The organism is Curtobacterium sp. MCPF17_046 (assembly GCF_003224295.1).
GTDB lineage: Bacteria > Actinomycetota > Actinomycetes > Actinomycetales > Microbacteriaceae > Curtobacterium.
This window is the reverse complement of sequence record NZ_QKLB01000009.1, coordinates 1-20325: the sequence shown is the minus strand read 5'-3', so window position 1 is coordinate 20325 and position 20325 is coordinate 1. Positions and strand designations below refer to the sequence as shown.

The window sequence follows — 20325 nt, the reverse complement described above, 5'->3', positions numbered from 1 at the left end:
CGCACGCGTCTGTGGTCTGTGGTCTGTGGTCTGCGGTCTGCGGTGTGCGGTCGGCCGCGTCCGTGGTGCACGGACGTCCGCGTCCGTGGTCCGCGGTCGGCCGCGTCACTCCTGCGGAGGATGCCCATGCCCCTCCCGGGTGATGTGACGAGCGGACGGGCACGCCAGCATCGAGACCATGAACAGCACCCTGTCCTCTCCCGGTGTCGCCCGGGCCGCGTCGCCGTCCGCTCCCGGGCACCCGAGCGGCAGTGCCGTGCCGCCGGTCGCCCGACTCACCATGGCGGTGACCGGGGCCGTGCTCGCCGGCGTCGCGACGAGCTTCGGGCAGGCGGTGCCCGGGCTGGCGTCCATCTCCAACGCGGCCGGGCCGTGGTTCGTCGTCGCCGTGCTGCTCGTGCTCGCCGCCGGGGTCGCTCGGGGGAGTGTCCGACCGCGGCTGCGGACCGCGCTCGCGATGGCGCTCGGCGTCGTGCTGCTCGAGCTCATGCACATCGGCTACTGGGCGACGACGAACCTCCGCGGCTACCCGGACTCGCTGTCGATCACCAACTTCTGGGTCGTGATGGCACTGCCCGCCGGGCTGCTCGCCGGTGCCGTCGCCGTCGCGCTCCGGTCTCCGGACGGCCGCTGGCGGGGTGCCGCCGCCGGTGTGACCGCTGCGGTCCTCATCGGCGAGGGCGCCCGCGCCCTGCTGCAGGTCGCCGCGACCACGGGGACCGCCACGTGGGTCGTCCAGATCGTGGTCGGGGTCGGCGTCCTCGTCGCCGGCATCGCGCTGGCCCGGTCGCCGATCGGCCGTGCGGTCGCGCTCGGGGTCGGCGTCGTCGGCTCGGTCGGCGTGCTCGCCGTGTACTCCCTGCTCGGCGCCGCCTGACCGGGAGGTCCCCGCCACACGTCCGGGTACCTGCACGTTCATCCCCAGGATGCACTTCGGCTGGGTGGATGCAGGACCGGGCTGCGAGGATCAGGGCGTGCACCTCCTCTCCGTCTTCAGTCTCCGGAACCGCGCCCTCATCGCCCTCGTGACGATCGTGGTGGCCGTCTTCGGTGGCGTCGCCCTGTCGAGCCTCAAGCAGGAACTCATCCCGAGCGTCGAGTTCCCGCAGGTCGCCATCGTCAGCGCCTACCCGGGGGCCACGCCGGAGGTCGTGTCGAACGACGTCTCGACGAAGATCGAGCAGGCGATCCAGGTCGTGCCCGACCTCGAGTCGACGAGTGCGACGTCGTCCACCGGGCAGAGCGTCGTCTCCGCCTCGTTCGACTACGGCTCGAACCTGGCCAGCGCCGAGGACAAGATCCAGACCGCGGTCAACGCCCTCTCGCTCCCCGACTCCGTACAGACGCAGATCATCACCGGGTCCTTCGACGACCTGCCGGTGCTGCAGGTCGCGGTCTCGTCGTCCGGCAACCAGGAGGAGCTGGTCGACCGGCTGCAGGCGACCGCGATCCCCGACCTCGAGAAGCTCGACGGGGTCCGACAGGCCGACGTGTTCGGCAACCCCGGGCGTCGCGTCGTCATCACACCGGACGAGGACGAGCTCGCGGCCCGGGGGCTCAGCCAGACGGCGATCTCGGACGCCCTCGACGACAACGGCGCGCTGATCCCGGGTGGCACGATCACCGAGGACGGGTCGACCCTCTCGGTGCAGACCGGTGAGCGGATCGCGTCGCTCGAGGACATCCGCGCGTTGCCCCTCACCAACTCGTCCGGCTCGGGCGGATCGGACGCGGCGGACACCACGTCGACCGACACGACCGGCGCACCCGGCGCCGGTGCACCCGCCGCCGGTGGGCCCGCTGCCGGTGCGACGACCCCGGGTGGGACGACGACCGGTGGCGCGACCGACGCCGCACCCACCGACGCGGCCGCGACCCCTGCCGCGACCCCGACCGACACCACCCTCGGCGACGTCGCCGAGGTCGCGATCAAGGAGTCGCCGCGGACGTCGATCAGCCGCGTCGACGGCGAGCAGGCCCTGACGATCTCGATCACGAAGACGCAGGAGGCCAACACCGTCGACGTGTCGACCGTCGTCGGTGACGCGCTGCCCGGCATCGAGGCCAAGATCGAGGGCGACCCGCGCTTCACCGTCGTCTTCGACCAGGCGCCCTACATCCAGCAGTCGATCGACTCCCTGGCCGAGGAGGGACTGCTCGGCCTGGCCTTCGCGGTCGTCGTCATCCTGGTGTTCCTGCTCTCGGTGCGGTCCACCCTCGTGACGGCGGTCTCGATCCCGACGTCGGTGCTCCTCGCGGCGATCGGCATGCAGGCAGCGGGCTACTCGCTCAACATCATCACGCTGGCCGCGCTCACCATCGCGATCGGCCGTGTGGTGGACGACTCCATCGTCGTCATCGAGAACATCAAGCGGCACATGCGCCCCGGCGTCGACCGAGCGCAGGCCGTGCTCGACGCCGTCCGCGAGGTCGCCGGCGCCGTCACCGCGTCGACACTCACGACCGTCGCGGTGTTCCTCCCCGTGGCCTTCGTCGCGGAACTCGTCGGGGAGCTCTTCCGGCCGTTCGCGGTGACCGTCACCCTGGCGCTCGTGGCCTCGCTGCTCGTGTCGCTCACGATCGTCCCGGTGCTCGCGTACTGGTGGCTGCGCCCGAAGAAGGCGAAGCAGGCCACAGCGGAGCAGGTCACAGTCGAACAGGCCACAGCGGAGCGGGACGAGCAGACCGCGCACGCCGTGGGGCGTGCCGACGAGCCCGCCGTCCGTCCGACGTCCGAGGCCGCGCTCGCGTCCGCCGCGGACCTGCACGACGCCGGCACCTCGGACCGTCTCCGTCGCGTGTACCTCCCGGTGCTCCGCTGGGCCGTCCGGGCGCCGGTCGTCGTGGTCCTGCTCGCCGTCGTCGTCCTGGGTGGCACGGCCGCCGCGCTGCCGTTGGTCACCACGAACTACCTCGGGGACTCCGGGCAGAACACCTTCACCGTGACCCAGGACCTGAAGGCCGGTTCGAGCCTCGACGTCCAGTCCGACTCCGCACGACAGGTGGAGCGGGAACTGCAGGACGTCCGCGGCGTCGAGACCGTCCAGACCACCATCGGCACGAGCGGGCAGTCCATCCAGGCCGCGTTCGGCGGCGGCGGATCGGCTTCCGTGCAGTACGCGGTCACCACCGACGCGGAAGCCGACCAGCCGACGATCCAGGCCGACGCCCGGAAGCGGCTCGACGCCATCGACGGCGTGGGCGAGATCACCATCGCCTCGTCCGGTGGTGGGTTCGGCGGCAGCAGCGACATCGAGGTGGACGTCACCGCCCCGACGCAGGCGCAGCTCGAGACCGCCTCACGCAAGGTCCTCGCGACCATGCGTTCGGTCGAGGGCACCACCGGCGCGACGAGCAACCTGTCCGCGGCGGAGCCCTTCCTCGCCGTCCGGGTGGACCGGGCGAAGGCCGCCGACCTCGGACTCACCGAGACCCAGGTCGGTGGACTCGTGGCCGCCGCGGTGTCGCCACGTGACACCGGCAGCATCGAGATCGACGACGCCACGCTCGACGTGTACATCGCGAACCCGGACCCGCCGACGACCGTCGCGGCACTGCGCTCACTCGACGTGCCGACGAGCACCGGCACCGTGCCGCTGACGGACGTCGCGACGGTCGAGCAGTCCGAGGGGCCCACGACGGTCACGACGACGAACGCCGCCCGGACCGCCACGATCACCGTCACACCGGACGCGACGAACCTCGGGGCGGCCGTGCAGTCCGTCACGAAGGCGGTCGACGAACTCGACCTGCCGCGCGGTGCGAGCGCCTCCATCGGCGGTGTCGCCGCGAGCCAGTCGTCGGCGTTCTCGCAGCTCGGCCTCGCCGTCGTGGTCGCCGTGCTGATCGTCTACGTGATCATGGTCGCCACGTTCCGGAGCCTGCTCCAGCCGCTCATGCTCCTGGTCTCGGTGCCGTTCGCCGCGACCGGTGCGATCCTGCTGCAGGTCATCTCGGGCGTCCCGATCGGTGTCGCGTCGCTCATCGGGCTGCTCATGCTCGTCGGCATCGTCGTGACGAACGCGATCGTCCTCATCGACCTGGTGAACCAGTACCGGCGACGAGGACTGCCGGTGCGGGAAGCCCTGCTCGAGGGCGCGACCCGACGCCTCCGACCGATCCTGATGACCGCGCTGGCGACGATCTTCGCGCTGCTGCCGATGGCGATCGGGCTCACCGGCAAGTCGGGGTTCATCTCCCAGCCGCTGGCCCTCGTCGTGATCGGTGGTCTGGTGTCGTCGACGCTGCTGACGCTCGTCGTGCTGCCGGCGTTGTACGCCCTGGTCGAGGGTGCTCGTGAGCGTCGGGCGCAGCGGAAGGCGGCTCGCGCCGAGGCGTGATCAGCGGGGCGCGTCGCCGCTCATGCGGCGGCGTGCCCCTGCGTGCATCGGGTCGTGCGACCGTGCGGCCGACGGCATGCAGACGGTGTCAGCGGCCGTCGGAGTCCTGGTCGAGCTCGCGGAACCAGGACACCAGCACGCACGTCACGGTGACGAGGAACACGACCGCCGCGACCGGTGTGACCACGGTTGCCTGCCCGACGGCGGCGCCGTACCAACCGGACGCCACCGTGACGAAGAAGGAGAGCCCCAGCAGGAGTTCCGCGGCCGTGCGGACCGACGTCCAGCTGCCGGTGCGGGCACGCACGGCGGGGGCGGCCGGGGCGGAGATCGAGGTGTGCGTCACCCGCCAAGCCTGACGATCCGTCGACATCATCGACAGTCCCGCTCCGGGTGCCACCCGTGCGGGGCACGTCACCCCGGAGCACGTCACCCCGGGGAACGGTCAGGGGGGCCGGACGGCGTCAGCGTCGGCGTCGGCGTCAGCGTCAGCGTCAGCGTCAGCTCAGGTTGTCGCGCAGGAACGCCGTCACCCGGCGGCTCATCGCCCGGTCGAGCTGCGCGATCGAGTGCGCCGACCCCTGCACAGCGACGAACGTCACCGGGACGCCGTGGTCGCGCAGGGTCGTCGCGAAGCGCTGCGACTCCCACAGCGGGATGAACTCGTCGGTGGAGTGCCCGATGAAGAACGGCGCGGTTTCCTGCGTCACCTGGTACATCGGCGACGCTCGTCCGGCCGCCGGGCACGACCGGTACGACTCGCACCCGAGGTACAGCAACTGCTTCCGCTGGAACGAGGCAGCGACCCCGTCCGCCCCGGTGGACCGGACGGTGAGGTCGGTCGGCCCGCTCAGGTCGACGACCGCCCGGATGCGGGAGCCGTCGGCGTACGCGCTCGACTCGTGGTCCTCGACGGCCAGGAGCGCGGCCAGGTTGCCGCCGGCGCTGCCACCGAACACCCCGACCCGGTCCGGGTCGACGTCGTACGTCTGCAGGGTGGTCGGCCGGAAGACGAAGTCGAGCGCGCGACGGACGTCGTCGAGACCGGCCGGGAACGGGTCGGTCGGTGCGAGGCGGTAGTCGACGTTGAACGTCACGAACCCCTCGGACGCCAGGAACTGACAGACCGACCGGTACGCCGCCGTGGCCTTGTCGCCGTGGGACCAGCTGCCGCCGTGGATCATCATCACCGCAGGGCGGGAACCGACCTCGACGCGGTCCGGCTCCTCGGCGGCCCGGGCGGTCGGCGTCGGGGTGGGCGTCGAGGTGCTCTCGGGCGGACTGTCGGCCGGCAGGCACACGTCGAGCTGCTGCAGGGGATCCTGCCCGTACGGCACGTCCGGCACGACGTCGATGCCGTGGTACTCCAGCGACAGCGGGTAGATGACGGGGTCGGCGGTGACGGTGCTGTTCCCGTCCCCGGTCCCGTCGACGGTGCACGACGCCGCTGCGCCGACGACCGCGGCCGCGGCGACGAGCGCGAGCAGGGTACGGCGGCCGGACTTCATCGCCAGCCACGGTACATGGGCAGGTCGGGGTGCCAGGATGGGCACGAGATCCACAGGAGGACCCGTGAGCCGTCAGAAGTCCTGGAACGCCGACCCCGAGTCGCTCCTCCGCGTCGGCCCCGGGTTCCGGCTCGACACCGTCGACCCGGACGCGACACCGGGGTTCCCCGGCCGCAAGATCGACGGGCTGGAAGCGCTCGCCGCGGGCGCCTCCCGCCTGGCGGCCCTGCAGGAACGGCTCTGGGCAGCGGCGACGGCGGCGGACCAGCGCCGGGTGCTGCTCGTCCTGCAGGCGATGGACACCGCGGGCAAGGGCGGCATCGTCTCGCACGTGGTCGGCGCGGTCGACCCGAACGGCGTGCGCTACGCGGGCTTCAAGGCGCCCACCGCCGAGGAGCGCGAGCACGACTTCCTCTGGCGCATCGAACGGCATCTGCCGGACGCGGGACAGCTCGGCGTCTTCGACCGCTCCCACTACGAGGACGTGCTGGTCCAGCGTGTCCGGCACTCGGCGGAGCCGGACGAGGTCGAGCGACGCTACGGCGCGATCGTCGACTTCGAGCGCCGGCTCACCGAGCAGGGCACGACGGTCGTCAAGGTGATGCTGCACATCTCCAAGGACGAGCAGCGCGAACGACTCGGCGACCGCCTCGACCGGCCGGACAAGCACTGGAAGTTCAACCCGGGCGACATCGACGACCGCCTGCTCTGGGACGACTACCAGGACGCGTACCAGGTGGTCTTCGACCGCACCTCGACACCGGAGGCTCCCTGGTACGTCGTGCCGGCGAACCGCAAGTGGTACGCCCGTCTCGCCGTCCAGCAGCTCCTGCTGCGCGCCCTCGAGGACATGCACCTCTCGTGGCCCGCGGCGGACTTCGACGTGGCCGAGCAGCGCCAGCGGCTCGCCGAGTCCTGACCCAACCGCCGGGAGGCCCGTCCCACCTCCGCCTCCGATCCCACCGGTCGACGGGGCTGGTCTGACGGGGCCGGGTCGCGTATGCTCGATCGGTCGGCCTTCGACACCGCGGCCGCGAGCCGCGGACGTGTTTGGGTGTTGTGTAGTTCGAGGGCTGGAATCGCGTCGATCGACGTTGCGATGAACCACCTCTCCACGAGCCGCCCCCGCCGATGTCGCTGCCGGGCTGCGTGGTACGTCTGCACCCCGGAAAGAACACATGGCCCCGTACGACAAGGGCGCGAACTCCCGCGCCGACCGCACCGACCGCACGCGTCACCCGAACGGCACCCCTGCCGCTCGCAGCGCCAAGCACCGCGGCTTCCGCGCTGCCGAGCCGACGGCTCCCCGCCAGAAGCAGCGCTGGGACGCCGACGAGCGTCGTTCCCGTCCGTCCTCGGGCGAGCGCCCGAACTGGGAGCCGCGCGACAGCCGCGGCAGCCGCCCTGCGTGGGAGCCGCGCGGTGCGGGCCGCCCCGCGCGCGGTTCGGACCGCGACGAGCGTGCGCCGCGTCGGTTCGACCGTGATGACCGCGCCCCGCGCAGCTTCAACCGTGACGACCGTGCTCCGCGTCGTGACGCCGATGACCACGGCCCCCGTCGCTTCGATCGCGATGACCGCGCACCGCGCAGCTTCAACCGTGACGACCGCGCGCCGCGCCGTGACAGCGACGAGCGTGCTCCGCGTCGCTTCGACCGTGATGATCGTGCGCCGCGTCGTGGCAGCGACGAGCGTGCGCCGCGCAGCTTCAACCGTGACGAGCGTGCTCCGCGTCGTGGCAGCGACGAGCGTGCGCCGCGCAGCTTCAACCGTGACGACCGTGCGCCGCGCAGCTTCAACCGTGACGACCGTGCGCCGCGTCGTGACAGCGACGAGCGTGCTCCGCGTCGCTTCGACCGTGACGAGCGTGCTCCGCGTCGCTTCGACCGTGACGACCGTGCGCCGCGATCGTTCGACCGCAACGACCGCGCCCCGCGTCGTGACAGCGATGAGCGTGCTCCGCGTCGCTTCGACCGTGACGATCGCGCCCCGCGTCGTGACAGCGATGAGCGTGCGCCCCGTCGTTTCGACCGTGACGACCGCGACCGCGCCCCGCGTCGTGACGACGCTCCCCGCGGCCACTTCGTCCCGGCCGACGACGTCAAGCTCGAGAAGCTCCAGGCCGAGTCGATCGTGGCCGCGGACGTCGAGGGCGTGACCTTCGGCGACCTCGGCATCGGCGGCAACATCTCCCGCGCGCTGGCCGAACTCGGTGCGAGCAGCCCGTTCCCGATCCAGGCGGCGACGATCCCCGACGTCCTGGCCGGCAAGGACGTCCTCGGCCGAGGCCGCACCGGGTCGGGCAAGACGATCGCGTTCGGTGCGCCGCTGGTCGAGAAGCTCATGGAGCACGGCGGCGGCACGAAGCGCAAGATGGGCCGCGCCCCCCGTGCGCTCATCCTCGCCCCGACGCGCGAGCTCGCCCTGCAGATCGACCGCACGGTGCAGCCGATCGCCCGGTCGGTCGGCCTGTTCACGACGCAGATCTACGGCGGTGTGCCCTACGGCCGCCAGGAGGGTGCCCTCCAGCGTGGCGTCGACATCATCGTCGGCACCCCGGGCCGTGTCCAGGACCTCATGAAGAAGGGGACGCTCGACCTCAGCGAGGTCATCATCTCCGTCCTCGACGAGGCGGACCACATGTGCGACCTCGGGTTCCTCGAGCCCGTCCAGGAGATCCTCTCCGCGACGGCCGAGGTCACCCCGCAGGGCAACCGCGCGCAGAAGCTCCTGTTCAGCGCGACGCTCGACACCCAGGTGGCGGCGCTCGTGGAGGAGTTCCTGCACGAGCCGAGCGTGCACGAGGTCGCGGGTGAGGACCAGGCGTCCTCGACCATCGACCACCGCGTGCTCGTGGTCGAGCAGCGCGACAAGGACCGCGTCCTCGAGGAGCTCGTCGCCGGCGAGGGCAAGACCATCGTCTTCGCCCGGACCCGCGCCTACGCCGAGCGTCTCGCCGACCAGTTCGAGGACGCCGGCATCCGCGCGACCTCGCTGCACGGCGACCTCAACCAGTCGCGACGCACCCGCAACCTGCAGCTGCTCACCAGTGGCCGCGTGAACGTGCTCGTCGCCACCGACGTGGCGGCCCGGGGCATCCATGTCGACGACGTCTCGCTCGTCGTGCAGGCCGACGCCCCGGACGACTACAAGGCGTACATGCACCGGTCCGGCCGTACGGGTCGTGCCGGCAAGGAGGGCACCGTCGTCACGATCGTCCCGCGCGGCCGTCGCCGCAAGATCGAGGGCATCCTCGAGCACGCGGAGATCGAGGCGGACCTCGTCGAGAGCGGCCCCGGCGACCGCATCATCGCGGAACTCGCCGCGCGCTGACGCGACCACGAGCTGGCGGGAGGCCCGGTACCAGCTGGTACCGGGCCTCCCGTCCGTCGTCCGTGCGCGAAGCGCGACGCGGGCGACGACGCAGCGCGTCAGCGGTTGAAGAAGAGCACGCCCCGGGCGTAGCCGGCCTGGCCGGCGTGCTGGACGCAGTCGTCGAGGATGCTCACGAGCCGCACACCGACGGTCACGGGCGGGTCGTACGAGTCGTCGACGACGGTCTCGAGGTCCTCCGGCGAGAGCGTCTGCAGGTACGCGACCGTGCGCGCGTGCACCGCGTCGAGGTAGCCGGTGAGGAGTGCCGCCGACGCGCGGACGCGACCGACGTCGTCGCGGGACATGCCGTACCCGAGCGCCTCGGCGGGGAAGGGCAGACCGAAGCGTTCGACCCAGCCGTCCGCCGTCCACACCTGTTCACTACCGGCGAGGGCGGCGATCTGGGCGTCCTGACCGCGGGCGATGTGCCAGGCGAGCCAGGCGAGCGTGTTCGCCCCGGCGGCCGGTCGGGACGCGAGCTGGTCCTCCGACAGGCCGTCGACGGCGCGTCCGACGGTCTCGGGCACGCGGGAGAACGCTTCGACGAGGAGTTCGGCGGGAGTGGTCATGTGTCCGACCGTACGCCGCCGGTCGTCCACCGGTGCCCGCGGTCGTCCGGTCCTCCACAGGGTCAGCGTGGGCGTCCGGGATGTCCCCGGCGGCCGTTACCGTGGCTCACATGCGGATCCTGCACACCGGCGACTGGCACCTCGGGCGCACCCTCCTCGGTGCGGACCTGCTGGAGCACCAGGCGGCGTTCCTCGACCACCTCGTGCAGGTCGTCCGCGAGCGGTCGGTCGACCTCGTGGTGGTCGCGGGGGACGTCTACGACCGGGCGATCCCGCCGGTCGAGGCGGTCCGCATGCTCTCCCACGTCCTCGAACACCTCGCGGAGACGGCGACCGTCGTCGTGACCCCGGGCAACCACGACTCCGCGGTCCGACTCGGATTCGGTGCGGGCGTCATGAGCGACCGGGTCCGGATCCTCGCCGAGCCGTCCCGGCTCGCGGAGCCGGTGCTGGTCGACACCGACGACGGCGGCGGTCCGGTCGCGGTGTACGGCATCCCCTACCTCCAGCCCGACATGGTGCGGTACGCCCTCGCGCCCGTGCCCGACGAGCCGCTCGCCCGCTCGCATCAGGCCGTCGTCGGCGCAGCGATGGACCGGGTGCGGCGCGACCTCGCGGAACGCCCCGGCACCCGGTCGGTGGTCGTCGCGCACGCCTTCGTCGGCGGCGCGCTGCCGAGCGACAGCGAGCAGGACATCCGCGTCGGGGGCGTCGACCGGGTCGCCGAGTCCACCTTCGACGGCGTGGACTACGTCGCCCTCGGACACCTGCACGGGCCACAGCGCGTCGGTGCAGGCGACCGTATCCGGTACGCCGGATCCCCCCTGGCCTTCTCGTTCGGCGAGCGGAACCACACCAAGTCCGTGACGCTCGTCGACCTCGCGGCCGACGGGGCCGTGACGGTCGACCTCCTCCCGACGCCCGTACCGCGCCGGCTCCTCGACGTGCGCGGCAGCATCGCCCAGATCGAGTCCGGGGTGTTCGCGGAGCACGCTGACGCATGGGTGCGGGTCGCGGTGACGGACACCGTGCACCCGGAGCGTCTCTACGCCCGGGTGAAGGACCGCTTCCCGCACGCCCTCGCCATCACGCACGAGCCCGCAGGCGTCCCCGACCGGACACCGGCGCGAGCCGTCAGCGCGACGTCCGACCCGGTCGAGGTCGCCGCGGACTTCGTGACCTACGCCACCGGCGGCCGTCCGGACGACGTGGAGCTCGGGATCCTGCGGGACGCCTACGAGTCCGCCGCGGCCGCCCTGGCCGAGCAGGGAGCACGCTGATGTACCTGCACCGCCTCGACCTCCGCGCCGTCGGCCCGTACCCGGACCTCGTCTCGATCGACTTCGCCTCGCTCGCCGCGTCCGGGGTGTTCCTGCTCGAGGGCCCCACCGGATCCGGGAAGTCCACGATCATCGACGCGGTCGTGTACGCGCTCTTCGGCGGACTCGCCGGCAGCGACGCCAGTGCCGATCGACTGCACAGCCAGCACGCCGACCCCGCCGTCGAGCCCTTCGTGGACCTGGTGTTCGAGACGGGTGCGGGCGTGTACCGCGTCCGTCGCACGCCGCCCTACGACCGTCCGAAGCAACGGGGGAGCGGCACGATCCGGCAGCAGGCGTCCGCGCAGCTCTGGCGACTCGCCGACCCGTCGGACCTGGTCGGCGAACCGCTGTCCCACCGGGCGCCGGAGATCGGCGCCGAGGTCGCCCGCGTCGTCGGACTGAACCGCGACCAGTTCCTGCAGACCGTCGTGCTGCCCCAGGGGGAGTTCGCGAAGTTCCTCCGCGCTCCCGGCGAGGACCGTCGGAAGCTCCTGCAGTCGCTCTTCGGGACCGCTGTCTACGACCGGACCGCCGACGAACTCGCGGCGCGGCGACGAGCTGCGGTCGCCGAGGTCGAGGCGGCGGACGCCCGGGTGCGCGACGCGCTCGGCCGGTTCAGCCAGGCCTCCGGGGACGACGACGCCGACGAGTCGACCGCCGGCGACGTCGTGGCCGTGCTGCACCGGACCGCGGCCGCGCACGAGGACGCCCGCGCACGCGCCGCGGCCACCGCACAGCACACCGTCGCCTACTTGCAGGACCTGACCGCGCGCCAGGTGGCCGTCGACCGGCGCCGTGACCTGCTCGCCCGCCAGGACGCCGTCGCCGCCGGAGCGCAGGCCGTCGCCGAGCACCGGACCGCCCTCGTCCTCGCCGACCACGCCGCCGTGGTCGTCGCGGTCGCGGACGGCGCCGCGTCGGCGGAGGACCGCCTCACCGCGCTGGTGGGCGAGCGCTCGACGGTCCGCGACCGGCACGAGGTCACCGATCCGGCACCCCGGGCGACCCACGACCGGCTCGCGGCGGTCCTCGCCGACGTCCGGCACCTCGTCGAGCTCGAGCGGACCCTCGCCGACCGGACGGTCGTGGTCGGGACCGCGGTCGAGGAGCTCGAACGGACGCGCACCCGGATCGGTGCCGCCGCGGAGGCGCTCGCTGCCCGACCGGACGAACGCGCCGCGATCGTCCTCGCGGCGAGCCAGGCAGCCGACACCGCGGCCGATGCCGATGCTGCTGCACGCGCGGTCGCGACCGCACGGGAACTCGCGCGTCTGCTCGCCGCACGGGCCGCCGCTGCCGACACCGCAGCGCACACCGCAGCCGCCGTCACCGAGGCGGCCGCCACCGCGTCCGGCGCACTCTCGGTCGAGAACGACCTCCGGGCTCGCCGCATCGCCGGCCTGGCCGGTGAACTCGGCGCGGCGCTGACCCCGGGCGACGCCTGCCCCGTCTGCGGTGCGGTCGAGCACCCGGCCGTGGCGCAGCCGCAGGAGGACCACCCGAGCGCCGATCAGATCGACCGCGCCGCTGCGGCCCGCGCTGACGCCGAGCGTGCCCTCGCCGCCGCGACGGCCGAGCACGCCGTCGCCAGTGCCGAGCTCGTCCGTCTCACCGACGCCGTCGGTGACCACGACGACGCGTCCGTGGCTCGGCAGCGCAGCGACGCGGAGGCCCGCCTCGACGCAGCCCGTGCCGCGGCCGACGCCGTCGAGGAGCACGAGCGTCGGTTGCAGGCCCACGACCGGGCGACCCGGTCGCTCGAGGAGGACCACCACGACCTCGTCACGCGCAGTCGGGTCCTCGCCGACCGCATCGAGGGAGACCGCACTCGCATCGCCGACGACGAGCAGCGCGTGCAGGCGGCGAGACAGGCCGTGCTCGCGGTCGCCATCGAGGCCGAGTCAGCAGGTGCCGGGTCGGAAGCGAGGACCGCCATCGACCCCGGCGTCGACGAGACCCTGGCCGACCTGGTCGGACGGGTCGAGGCCGTGGCCGCCGTGCTCCGTACCGTGGCGGACCTGGACGACCGCGTGACCGCCGCCGAGCGGGACGTCGCCGACCGCAAGGCCGAGGTCGACGCCGCCGTCCAGGCGCAGGGCTTCACCGACGTCGGCTCCGCACGGGCCGCCGCCCTCGACCGCACCGAGGCGGATCGACTCCGCGGGCTCGTGGCCGCCGCGGACCGGGAGCTGGCCGTGGTCGAGGCCGGACTCGCGGAGCCGGCGGTCGTCGCCGCAGCGGAGGACCTGGCGGCCACGACGGCGCGCGAGGACGGCGAGGGCAGCGTCGTGCTCGACCTCGACGCCGCCCGGAGCGCCCGGGATGCCGCTGCCGCCGCCCTCGACGACGCCACCCGAGCCGCAGCAGCCGCGGCCGGGCGTGCCGCCGCTGCGAAGCGGTGCGCCGCCGACCTCGCACGGGCCGTCCGATCACGGGACACCACGAGCGCCGAGAGCCGCGCGGTGGTCCGTCTCGCCGACATCGCCACCGCGGCACCGACCGCGAACCCGACCGGCATCACGCTCGGGACCTACGTGCTCATGCGGCGGTTCGAGGACGTCGTCGCAGCAGCCAACGACCGGCTGCGGGCGATGCTCGCCGGACGGTTCGCACTCGAGACGTCGGACGAACGGGAGACCGGAACCCGAGCCCGGCGGACCGGCCTGGCACTGGCGGTCCGCGACCATCTGACGGACAGCACCCGGGACCCGAGGAGCCTGTCCGGTGGTGAGACCTTCACGTTCTCGCTGTGCCTGGCGCTCGGGCTCGCCGACGTCGTGCAGGCGGAGGCGGGCGGGGTGTCGCTCGGCACGCTGTTCGTCGACGAGGGGTTCGGCACCCTCGACCCGGAGACCCTGGACGACGTCATCGGACAGCTGTCCCGGCTGACCGCGGGCGGACGTCAGGTCGGCATCGTGAGTCACGTCGAGGAGCTCAAGCAGCGGATCCCCGAGCGGATCGCCGTCCGACGCACGCCCGGAGGCGGCTCCCGCGTCACCACCACCGTCTGACCGGCCGGACCCCTGTCGGGCAACGCGGTCAGCCCCGGCCGCTCAACATCAGCCGTTGAGCGCCAGCCGTTGTGAGCGCCAGCCGTCCAGCGTCGGCCGGTCGGCGCCGGCCGGTCAAGACTCACCAGTCAGCGCCGGCCAGTCAGCGCCGGCCGGTCATTGCTCACCAGTCAGCCGTCCGCCCGGTGATCGTCCGCCGGTCAGGGGGAGTGGGGCGCGTCCACGGTGCCGTCGGGCGGCGGCAGGATGTCGGCCGCGATCCACGGGAACACCCACGTGAAGAGGACGAACACGATCGCGACCAGGAGCACGAGCAGCTCGAGCACCTTGAGCGCAGTCGGGCCGGGCAGGAGGCGCCACACGAGGGGGAAGATCACTTGGCCGTCTCCGAGAGTTCCTTCGGCGTGCCGTCCGACGCCTGCATCCAGTAGTCCATCTTCGCGTGCACGATGTACCGCTCGGCCGCGGACCACATCGGGTGGCAGGCCGTCAGGGTGAGCCAGCGGTCCTCGGCGCCCGGCTCGACCCCGGGCTTGTTCGGCACCGGAGCGATGGTCTCGATCTTGTCCGGCGTGACGATCTGGCTGTCGGTCACCTTGTAGACGTACCAGACGTCGAACTCCTTCTCCGCGTCCGTGACACGGACGACGATCGAGTCACCGTCCTGCATCTCGGCGATCTGGTTGAGCGGCTTGCCGTAGGTGACACGGTGACCGGCGACGGCGAAGTTGCCCTCGGCCCCGGGCATCGCGGTGTCCTGGTAGTGCCCGAGCCCGATCGTGTTGAGGACCTGCTCGCGGTCCGTGCCCTCCCCGATCGGACGCGTGTAGTCCGCGCCGAAGCGGGGGATCTGCATGGTGCCAAACACGGTCGACATCCCCGGCGGCTCCGACAGCACGGGTGCCTCGTCCCGGTGCTCCGTACCGACGGCCTTCTTGGTCTCCGGCTGCTTGAGCGTCTCCACGAGGGCGCTCTGCTCGTTCACGGCGACGACGTCCGTCCACCAGGCGGTCCACACCACGTAGAGGCCCGTGCCCGCTCCCGCGATGATGAGGAGCTCCGCGAGCAGTGCGACGAGCGCGCCGAAGACGGTCTGGCGGGGGCGTCGTCGCCGGGGCCGCTCGGCATCGGCCGCGTCGCGGGCGTCGCGTCGCGTCGGCAGCGTGTCGTGAGAGGTCACTGGGGCTCCGGTTCGTGTGGACGGCGCAGTAGGTCTATCAGACCACGGCGACGGCTCGCTGCGGGGATCATCCACAGGGCGGTCCACCGCTACCGTGGTGGAGATGGAGCACCTCATCCGCCCGTTCCGTCCCGAGGACACCGATGCCGTCGTCGCGCTGTGGGAGTCCTGCGGGCTCGTCCGACCGTGGAACGACCCCCGTCGGGACATCGCACGCAAGCTCACCGTGCAGCCCGAGCTGTTCCTGGTCGCGGAGGGCGCTGCCGGGGGTGCCCCGGAGGTCGTCGCCGCGGGCATGGCCGGTTTCGACGGGCACCGGGGCTGGGTGAACTACCTCGCGGTGCGCCCGGACCTGCAGGGCGGCGGGCTCGGACGGGCGATGATGGCCGAGTTCGAGCGGCTGCTCACGGACATGGGGTGCCCGAAGCTGAACCTGCAGGTCCGCGCCGGGAACGAGCAGGTGATCGCCTTCTACGAGACCCTCGGGTACGCGCCGGACCAGGCGGTCTCGCTGGGCAAGCGGCTCGTCGTCGACGATGCGGGTCCGGGGCCGGATGCGGCCGGAGTCGAGCGAGCGAACGCGGCCGGAGTCTGACGATTCCTCGCAGTCTTCTCAGGACAGGGCGAGCCCGACGGATGCGGCGAACGCCAGCACGATGCCCGTCGCCTGCACCGCGGTGAGCCGTTCACGGAGCACGAGCCCGGCGAGGAGGACCGTCCCGATCGGGTAGAGCGCGTTGAGCACGCTCATCACCGGCAGGGTCGACGGGTCGTCACTCGAGTGCAGGCCCGCCTGGATGAACAGGTTGGCGACGGCGTCGAGGACCCCGCACCCGACCACCGCGAGCACGAGCGCCCGGCCCGGTCCGGACCGCACGGCACCGGACCCGGCGCCGGCAGGGCCGCCGGCCGGCCCTGCGTCGTGTGGCGGGCCTCCCGGCCGGAGCCGCACGACCACGAGCGCCGCCGCACCGAGCAGGACCGCCTGCACGACCCGCGCCACCACGAGCGTCGCGACGCCCGCGTCCGGCGGTGATGCGTCGTACGCCAGGACGATCCCGCCGAGCCCGCACCCCGCCGCCGCTGCCGTGACGACCCCGCGCGCGGTCAGGCGGGCACCACCGCTGTCCGGCACCGCCGCCACGAGGACGACGGCGACGCCCGCCACGACGAGCGCGACCACCCCGAGCGGGGAGAGCACCGTGCCGCGGAGGAGGGCGACCGCGACCGGCACGACCGCGGTGAAGACCGCCGTCAGCGGCGACAGGACACTCATCGGTCCGGTCGCGAGCGCCGCGTACAGGAGGAGCACGCCGACGCCGCCGGAGACCCCGGCCACCACGCCCCATCGGACGGCCTCGCCGCCGAAGCGACCGCCGAGCAGGGCGAGTCCGACCAGGAGGGGCGCGAGACCGACGGCGGCGGCGACCGCCGTCACGGACACCGCCCGTGCCCGGCGGGACGCGAGGCCGCCGAGGAAGTCCGCGGCGCCGTAGACGACGGCGCCGGCGAGGCCGAGCAGCACGGTGATCACGGGTCCCATCCTGCCCGGACCGGTACCCTGCTCGGCGTGAGCGTTCCCTACCACCGGTTGCCCCGTGTCGATGCGGCTTGGCGGTGGTGGCGTCCGCTCGTGGCCCTGGCGGTCTTCCTCGGCTTCTACGTGCTGTCGCAGATCGTCATCGCGATCGCCTACTTCGTCCCGATCGGGGTGCAGCGCGGCCCGGAGGGGCTGAACGACTTGCTGGCGAAGCTGTCCGAGGGGGCGCTCGACCCGACAGACCCGCTCGTGTTGTCGATGTCGCTCGTGTCCCTCGTGGTGCTCCTGCCGGCGATCATGCTGTCGATGAGGATCGCGCGGCTCGGTCCGTACGGGCTGCTGTCCTCGATCCGGCTACGGATCCGGTGGGGCTGGCTCGGATGGTGCCTGCTGCCGCTGCTGGTGCTCGGGATCGTGATGTTCCTGCTCCAGTCGTGGGGCATGTTCGCCTTCGACGGCGGGCTGCACTGGAACACCGCCGCGATCGGTCAGTCCACCGTGTCGTTGCAGACGCTGACGGTGACGATCCTGCTGGTCGTCCTGCTCGTGCCGTTCCAGGCGGCGGCCGAGGAGTACGTCTTCCGCGGGTTCCTCATGCAGACCATCGGCTCGTGGATCCCGGTGCGGGTCGTCAGCACCGTGGTCGCCGTCGGGGTCTCGACGCTGCTGTTCGCCGTCCTGCACGTCCCGAACGGGTACAACATCTGGGGCATCCTCGACGTCGGCTCGTTCGGGCTCGTCGCGGCGGTCATCGTGCTCCGGACCGGCGGGCTCGAGGCGACGGTCCTCCAGCACGCGCTGAACAACATCATGATCTTCGTGCTGCAGGCGCCGGGCTGGTCGGAGATCGACCTGACCGGCGAGGGCTCGCAGGGCTCGTGGCAGGGCTTCGTCGTCACGCTGGCGTCGTCCCTCGGGTACTGGGGACTCGTCGAGCTCGTGGCCCACTGGCGGAAGCTGGACCGTCGCTTCCCGGGACAGGAGGCCCCGCGGTTCCGCGGGCCGGTGCCGCCCTGGGCGGGCGGGCGGCAGTGGCTCCGGCCGGGAGGCCCGGGCTGGGCCGGTGCGCCGGCGCTCGGTGACGGGTCGGTCACCCCCGGCGACCCGGTGCGGGAGCCCCTGCCGGTCGGCGCCGGTGCCGCCGCGGACGCAGACGCGGGTCACGGTGCGTCCGCCGATGCCGGTCACGCCGCGTCCGCAGCGGTGACTGTGGAGAAGTCCGGTGGTGTCGGCCCCCGGCCGTAGGCTCGTCGCATGAGTCCCACCGCGCCCGCGCCCGAGTCGGCGGGCACCCGCTCCGCCGCCCTCGACGTGCTGCACCGGGTCTGGGGGTACGACGCCTTCCGCGGGGAGCAGGCCGCGATCATCGACCGTGTCGTCGCCGGCGGGGACGCCCTCGTCCTCATGCCCACCGGCGGCGGCAAGTCGCTGTGCTACCAGGTGCCCTCGCTCGTGCGCGACGGCGTCGGCGTCGTCGTCTCGCCGCTCATCGCCCTCATGCAGGACCAGGTCGACGCCCTCGCCGCGAACGGCGTCCGGGCCGCGTTCCTCAATTCCACGCAGGCGCCGGACGAACGTGCTCGGGTCGAGCGCGCGATCGTCGCCGGCGAGGTCGACATGCTCTACCTCGCTCCGGAGCGCCTGAGGATCGAGTCGACGCGCGCGCTCCTGGACCGGGCCCGTATCGCGCTCTTCGCCATCGACGAAGCACACTGTGTCGCCCAGTGGGGGCACGACTTCCGGCCGGACTACCTCGAGCTGAGCATCCTGCACGAGCGCTGGCCGACCGTCCCGCGCATCGCCCTGACCGCCACCGCGACGCCGCAGACCCACCGCGAGATCTCCGCCCGGCTCGGACTCGACGACGCCGCCCACTTCGTCGCCGACTTCGACCGGCCGAACATCCAGTACCGCATCGAGCCGAAGACCGGCGCCCTGCAGCAGCTCCTGACGTTCATCCGCACCGAGCACAGCGGGGACGCCGGCATCGTCTACTGCCTCTCCCGCAACTCGGTCGAGCGGACCGCTGCCGCCCTGGTCGACCAGGGGATCGCCGCGTTGCCGTACCACGCCGGCCTCGACGCCCGGGTGCGTGAGCGCAACCAGTCCCGGTTCCTGCGCGAGGACGGCATCGTCATGGTCGCCACGATCGCGTTCGGCATGGGCATCGACAAGCCGGACGTCCGTTTCGTCGCGCACCTCGACCTGCCGAAGTCGGTCGAGGGCTACTACCAGGAGACCGGTCGTGCCGGCCGCGACGGACTGCCCTCGACGGCGTGGTTGGCGTACGGCCTGAACGACGTCGTGCAGCAGCGCCGGATGATCGACCAGTCCGAGGGCGACGCCGCACACCGCCGGCAGCTCAGCGCGCACCTGGACGCCATGCTCGCCCTGTGCGAGACGGTCGAGTGCCGACGGGTGCGCCTGCTCGCCTACTTCGGGCAGGAGTCCACGCCGTGCGGCAACTGCGACACGTGCCTCGCGCCGCCGGAGTCCTGGGACGGCACCGTGCCCGCACAGAAGCTGCTGTCGACGATCGTGCGGCTCGACCGTGAGCGCGGGCAGCGGTACGGGGTGGCGCACCTCGTGGACATCCTCACCGGCAAGCAGTCGCCGCGCGTGCAGGAACTCCGGCACGACACCCTCGCGACGTTCGGCATCGGCCAGGACCTGTCCGACGCCGACTGGAAGGCCGTCGCACGCCAGCTCCTGGCGCAGGGGTACGTGGCGGTCTCCGGCGACGGGTACGGCACGCTCGTCCTCAGCCCGACCAGCGCCGACGTCCTGGCCGGGCGGGTCGAGGTCCGGATGCGTCGCGACCCGGTGAAGGCGCCGCGTGCCGGTCGCTCCCGCCGAGCCGTCGTGTCGGACATGCCGCAGGAGGCCATGCCGCTGTTCGAGTCGTTGCGACAGTGGCGAGCCGGACAGGCACGCGAGCAGGGGGTCCCGGCGTACGTCGTGTTCAACGACGCCACCCTGCGCGGGATCGCCGCGGTACGACCGTCCGACCTCGACGAGCTGTCCGAGATCTCCGGAGTCGGTGCGGCCAAGCTCGAGTCCTACGGGCGTGCGGTCCTGGACGTGGTCGCCGCCGGGTGAGTCGCGGGCGTCGGGTATTGCAGATGTGAAATACGCGCACTATGCTCGGTCCCACTCGCCGGCACCGACATCGGCGGGACATCCGACTCCTCCTCGGGAAAGGTCCGCTGTGTCCTCCACGCCGCTCTTCGACGCGATCGCCAGGCGAACGGCCGCGGCTGGCGTCACCCCCGCTGCCGGTCGTCCGTCCGGCGGTGCAGTGTCCGCACCGGGCGTACCTGGTGCACCGGCCGCTCCGGTCCGACTCGATGCCCCCGCTGGACTGGCCGGTCCGAGCACGTCGGACCCCGCAGTGCTCACGGACCGCGCAGTGCTCACGGACCCCGCAGTGCTCACGGACCCTGCAGTGCTCACCGCGCCCGCCGAGCCCACGAGACATCTC

General features: G+C 72.6%; 15 protein-coding genes. 9 read left to right on the top strand and 6 right to left on the bottom strand.

Annotation, left to right across the window (positions count from 1 at the left end; translation table 11 throughout):
* The first annotated feature begins 178 nt into the window (after nt 1-178).
* Nucleotides 179-877 (top strand): DUF6518 family protein, encoded by a 699-nt coding sequence (locus tag DEJ32_RS09580; RefSeq protein WP_110901102.1) that lies wholly within the window; start codon nt 179-181, stop codon nt 875-877.
* 97 nt (nt 878-974) lie between these two features.
* The gene (locus tag DEJ32_RS09575) at nt 975-4340 is read left to right on the top strand and encodes an efflux RND transporter permease subunit (RefSeq protein WP_110901101.1); all 3366 of its coding nucleotides are present in this window, start codon (nt 975-977) and stop codon (nt 4338-4340) included.
* A gap of 88 nt (nt 4341-4428) precedes the next feature.
* Here the strand turns inward: DEJ32_RS09575 and DEJ32_RS09570 are convergent, their stop codons facing one another.
* A complete protein-coding gene (locus DEJ32_RS09570; RefSeq protein WP_110901100.1) occupies nt 4429-4686 on the bottom strand; it encodes a hypothetical protein in 258 nt (85 codons plus the stop codon).
* 154 nt (nt 4687-4840) lie between these two features.
* Nucleotides 4841-5848: an alpha/beta hydrolase gene (locus DEJ32_RS09565; protein ID WP_110901099.1), complete on the bottom strand. Its 1008-nt coding sequence runs from the start codon at nt 5846-5848 to the stop codon at nt 4841-4843.
* Between the two features lie 64 nt (nt 5849-5912).
* On the opposite strand from DEJ32_RS09565, the gene DEJ32_RS09560 reads away from it, so the two are divergent.
* Together DEJ32_RS09560 and DEJ32_RS09555 are read left to right on the top strand one after the other, a co-directional pair.
* Nucleotides 5913-6767: a PPK2 family polyphosphate kinase gene (locus tag DEJ32_RS09560; RefSeq protein WP_258368969.1), complete on the top strand. Its 855-nt coding sequence runs from the start codon at nt 5913-5915 to the stop codon at nt 6765-6767.
* 259 nt (nt 6768-7026) lie between these two features.
* Nucleotides 7027-9180 carry a DEAD/DEAH box helicase gene (locus DEJ32_RS09555; RefSeq protein ID WP_110901097.1) on the top strand — a complete coding sequence of 718 codons (2154 nt, stop codon included), beginning with the start codon at nt 7027-7029 and terminating at the stop codon, nt 9178-9180.
* Nucleotides 9181-9278: 98 nt separating this feature from the next.
* Here the strand turns inward: DEJ32_RS09555 and DEJ32_RS09550 are convergent, their stop codons facing one another.
* Nucleotides 9279-9791, bottom strand: a complete 513-nt coding sequence (locus DEJ32_RS09550; protein ID WP_110901183.1) for a DinB family protein — start codon at nt 9789-9791, stop codon at nt 9279-9281.
* 110 nt (nt 9792-9901) lie between these two features.
* On the opposite strand from DEJ32_RS09550, the gene DEJ32_RS09545 reads away from it, so the two are divergent.
* Both DEJ32_RS09545 and DEJ32_RS09540 read left to right on the top strand, forming a co-directional pair.
* Nucleotides 9902-11071, top strand: coding sequence for an exonuclease SbcCD subunit D (locus DEJ32_RS09545; RefSeq protein ID WP_110901096.1), 1170 nt, complete (start codon nt 9902-9904; stop codon nt 11069-11071).
* The gene (locus DEJ32_RS09540) at nt 11071-14124 is read left to right on the top strand and encodes an AAA family ATPase (RefSeq protein WP_110901095.1); all 3054 of its coding nucleotides are present in this window, start codon (nt 11071-11073) and stop codon (nt 14122-14124) included. Before DEJ32_RS09545 ends, DEJ32_RS09540 begins: the two co-directional genes overlap by 1 nt.
* Before the next feature lie 200 nt (nt 14125-14324).
* Here DEJ32_RS09540 and DEJ32_RS16245 read toward each other — a convergent pair whose 3' ends face one another.
* Complete coding sequence (locus DEJ32_RS16245; RefSeq protein ID WP_181419450.1) at nt 14325-14501, bottom strand: hypothetical protein; 177 nt, start codon at nt 14499-14501, stop codon at nt 14325-14327.
* Nucleotides 14498-15304: a class E sortase gene (locus DEJ32_RS09535; RefSeq protein ID WP_258368321.1), complete on the bottom strand. Its 807-nt coding sequence runs from the start codon at nt 15302-15304 to the stop codon at nt 14498-14500. Before DEJ32_RS09535 ends, DEJ32_RS16245 begins: the two co-directional genes overlap by 4 nt.
* A 103-nt stretch (nt 15305-15407) precedes the next feature.
* On the opposite strand from DEJ32_RS09535, the gene DEJ32_RS09530 reads away from it, so the two are divergent.
* Nucleotides 15408-15899: a GNAT family acetyltransferase gene (locus DEJ32_RS09530; RefSeq protein ID WP_110901094.1), complete on the top strand. Its 492-nt coding sequence runs from the start codon at nt 15408-15410 to the stop codon at nt 15897-15899.
* Between the two features lie 18 nt (nt 15900-15917).
* Here DEJ32_RS09530 and DEJ32_RS16240 read toward each other — a convergent pair whose 3' ends face one another.
* Nucleotides 15918-16838 (bottom strand): EamA/RhaT family transporter, encoded by a 921-nt coding sequence (locus tag DEJ32_RS16240; RefSeq protein WP_181420635.1) that lies wholly within the window; start codon nt 16836-16838, stop codon nt 15918-15920.
* Between the two features lie 36 nt (nt 16839-16874).
* On the opposite strand from DEJ32_RS16240, the gene DEJ32_RS09520 reads away from it, so the two are divergent.
* The gene (locus DEJ32_RS09520; RefSeq protein ID WP_146234121.1) at nt 16875-18089 is read left to right on the top strand and encodes a CPBP family intramembrane glutamic endopeptidase; all 1215 of its coding nucleotides are present in this window, start codon (nt 16875-16877) and stop codon (nt 18087-18089) included.
* 9 nt (nt 18090-18098) lie between these two features.
* A complete protein-coding gene (recQ, locus tag DEJ32_RS09515) occupies nt 18099-19943 on the top strand; it encodes a DNA helicase RecQ (protein ID WP_110901092.1) in 1845 nt (614 codons plus the stop codon).
* Nucleotides 19944-20325 lie beyond the last annotated feature (382 nt).

Excerpts from the sequence above, each read along its gene's own strand:
- DEJ32_RS09580 (WP_110901102.1), top strand. The coding sequence starts at position 179 with ATGAACAGCACCCTGTCCTCTCCCGGTGTCGCCCGGGCCGCGTCGCCG.
- DEJ32_RS09565 (WP_110901099.1), bottom strand. The coding sequence starts at position 5,848 with ATGAAGTCCGGCCGCCGTACCCTGCTCGCGCTCGTCGCCGCGGCCGCG.
- DEJ32_RS09555 (WP_110901097.1), top strand. The coding sequence starts at position 7,027 with ATGGCCCCGTACGACAAGGGCGCGAACTCCCGCGCCGACCGCACCGAC.
- DEJ32_RS09550 (WP_110901183.1), bottom strand. The coding sequence starts at position 9,791 with ATGACCACTCCCGCCGAACTCCTCGTCGAAGCGTTCTCCCGCGTGCCC.
- DEJ32_RS09545 (WP_110901096.1), top strand. The coding sequence starts at position 9,902 with ATGCGGATCCTGCACACCGGCGACTGGCACCTCGGGCGCACCCTCCTC.
- DEJ32_RS09540 (WP_110901095.1), top strand. The coding sequence starts at position 11,071 with ATGTACCTGCACCGCCTCGACCTCCGCGCCGTCGGCCCGTACCCGGAC.
- DEJ32_RS09530 (WP_110901094.1), top strand. The coding sequence starts at position 15,408 with ATGGAGCACCTCATCCGCCCGTTCCGTCCCGAGGACACCGATGCCGTC.
- recQ (WP_110901092.1), top strand. The coding sequence starts at position 18,099 with ATGAGTCCCACCGCGCCCGCGCCCGAGTCGGCGGGCACCCGCTCCGCC.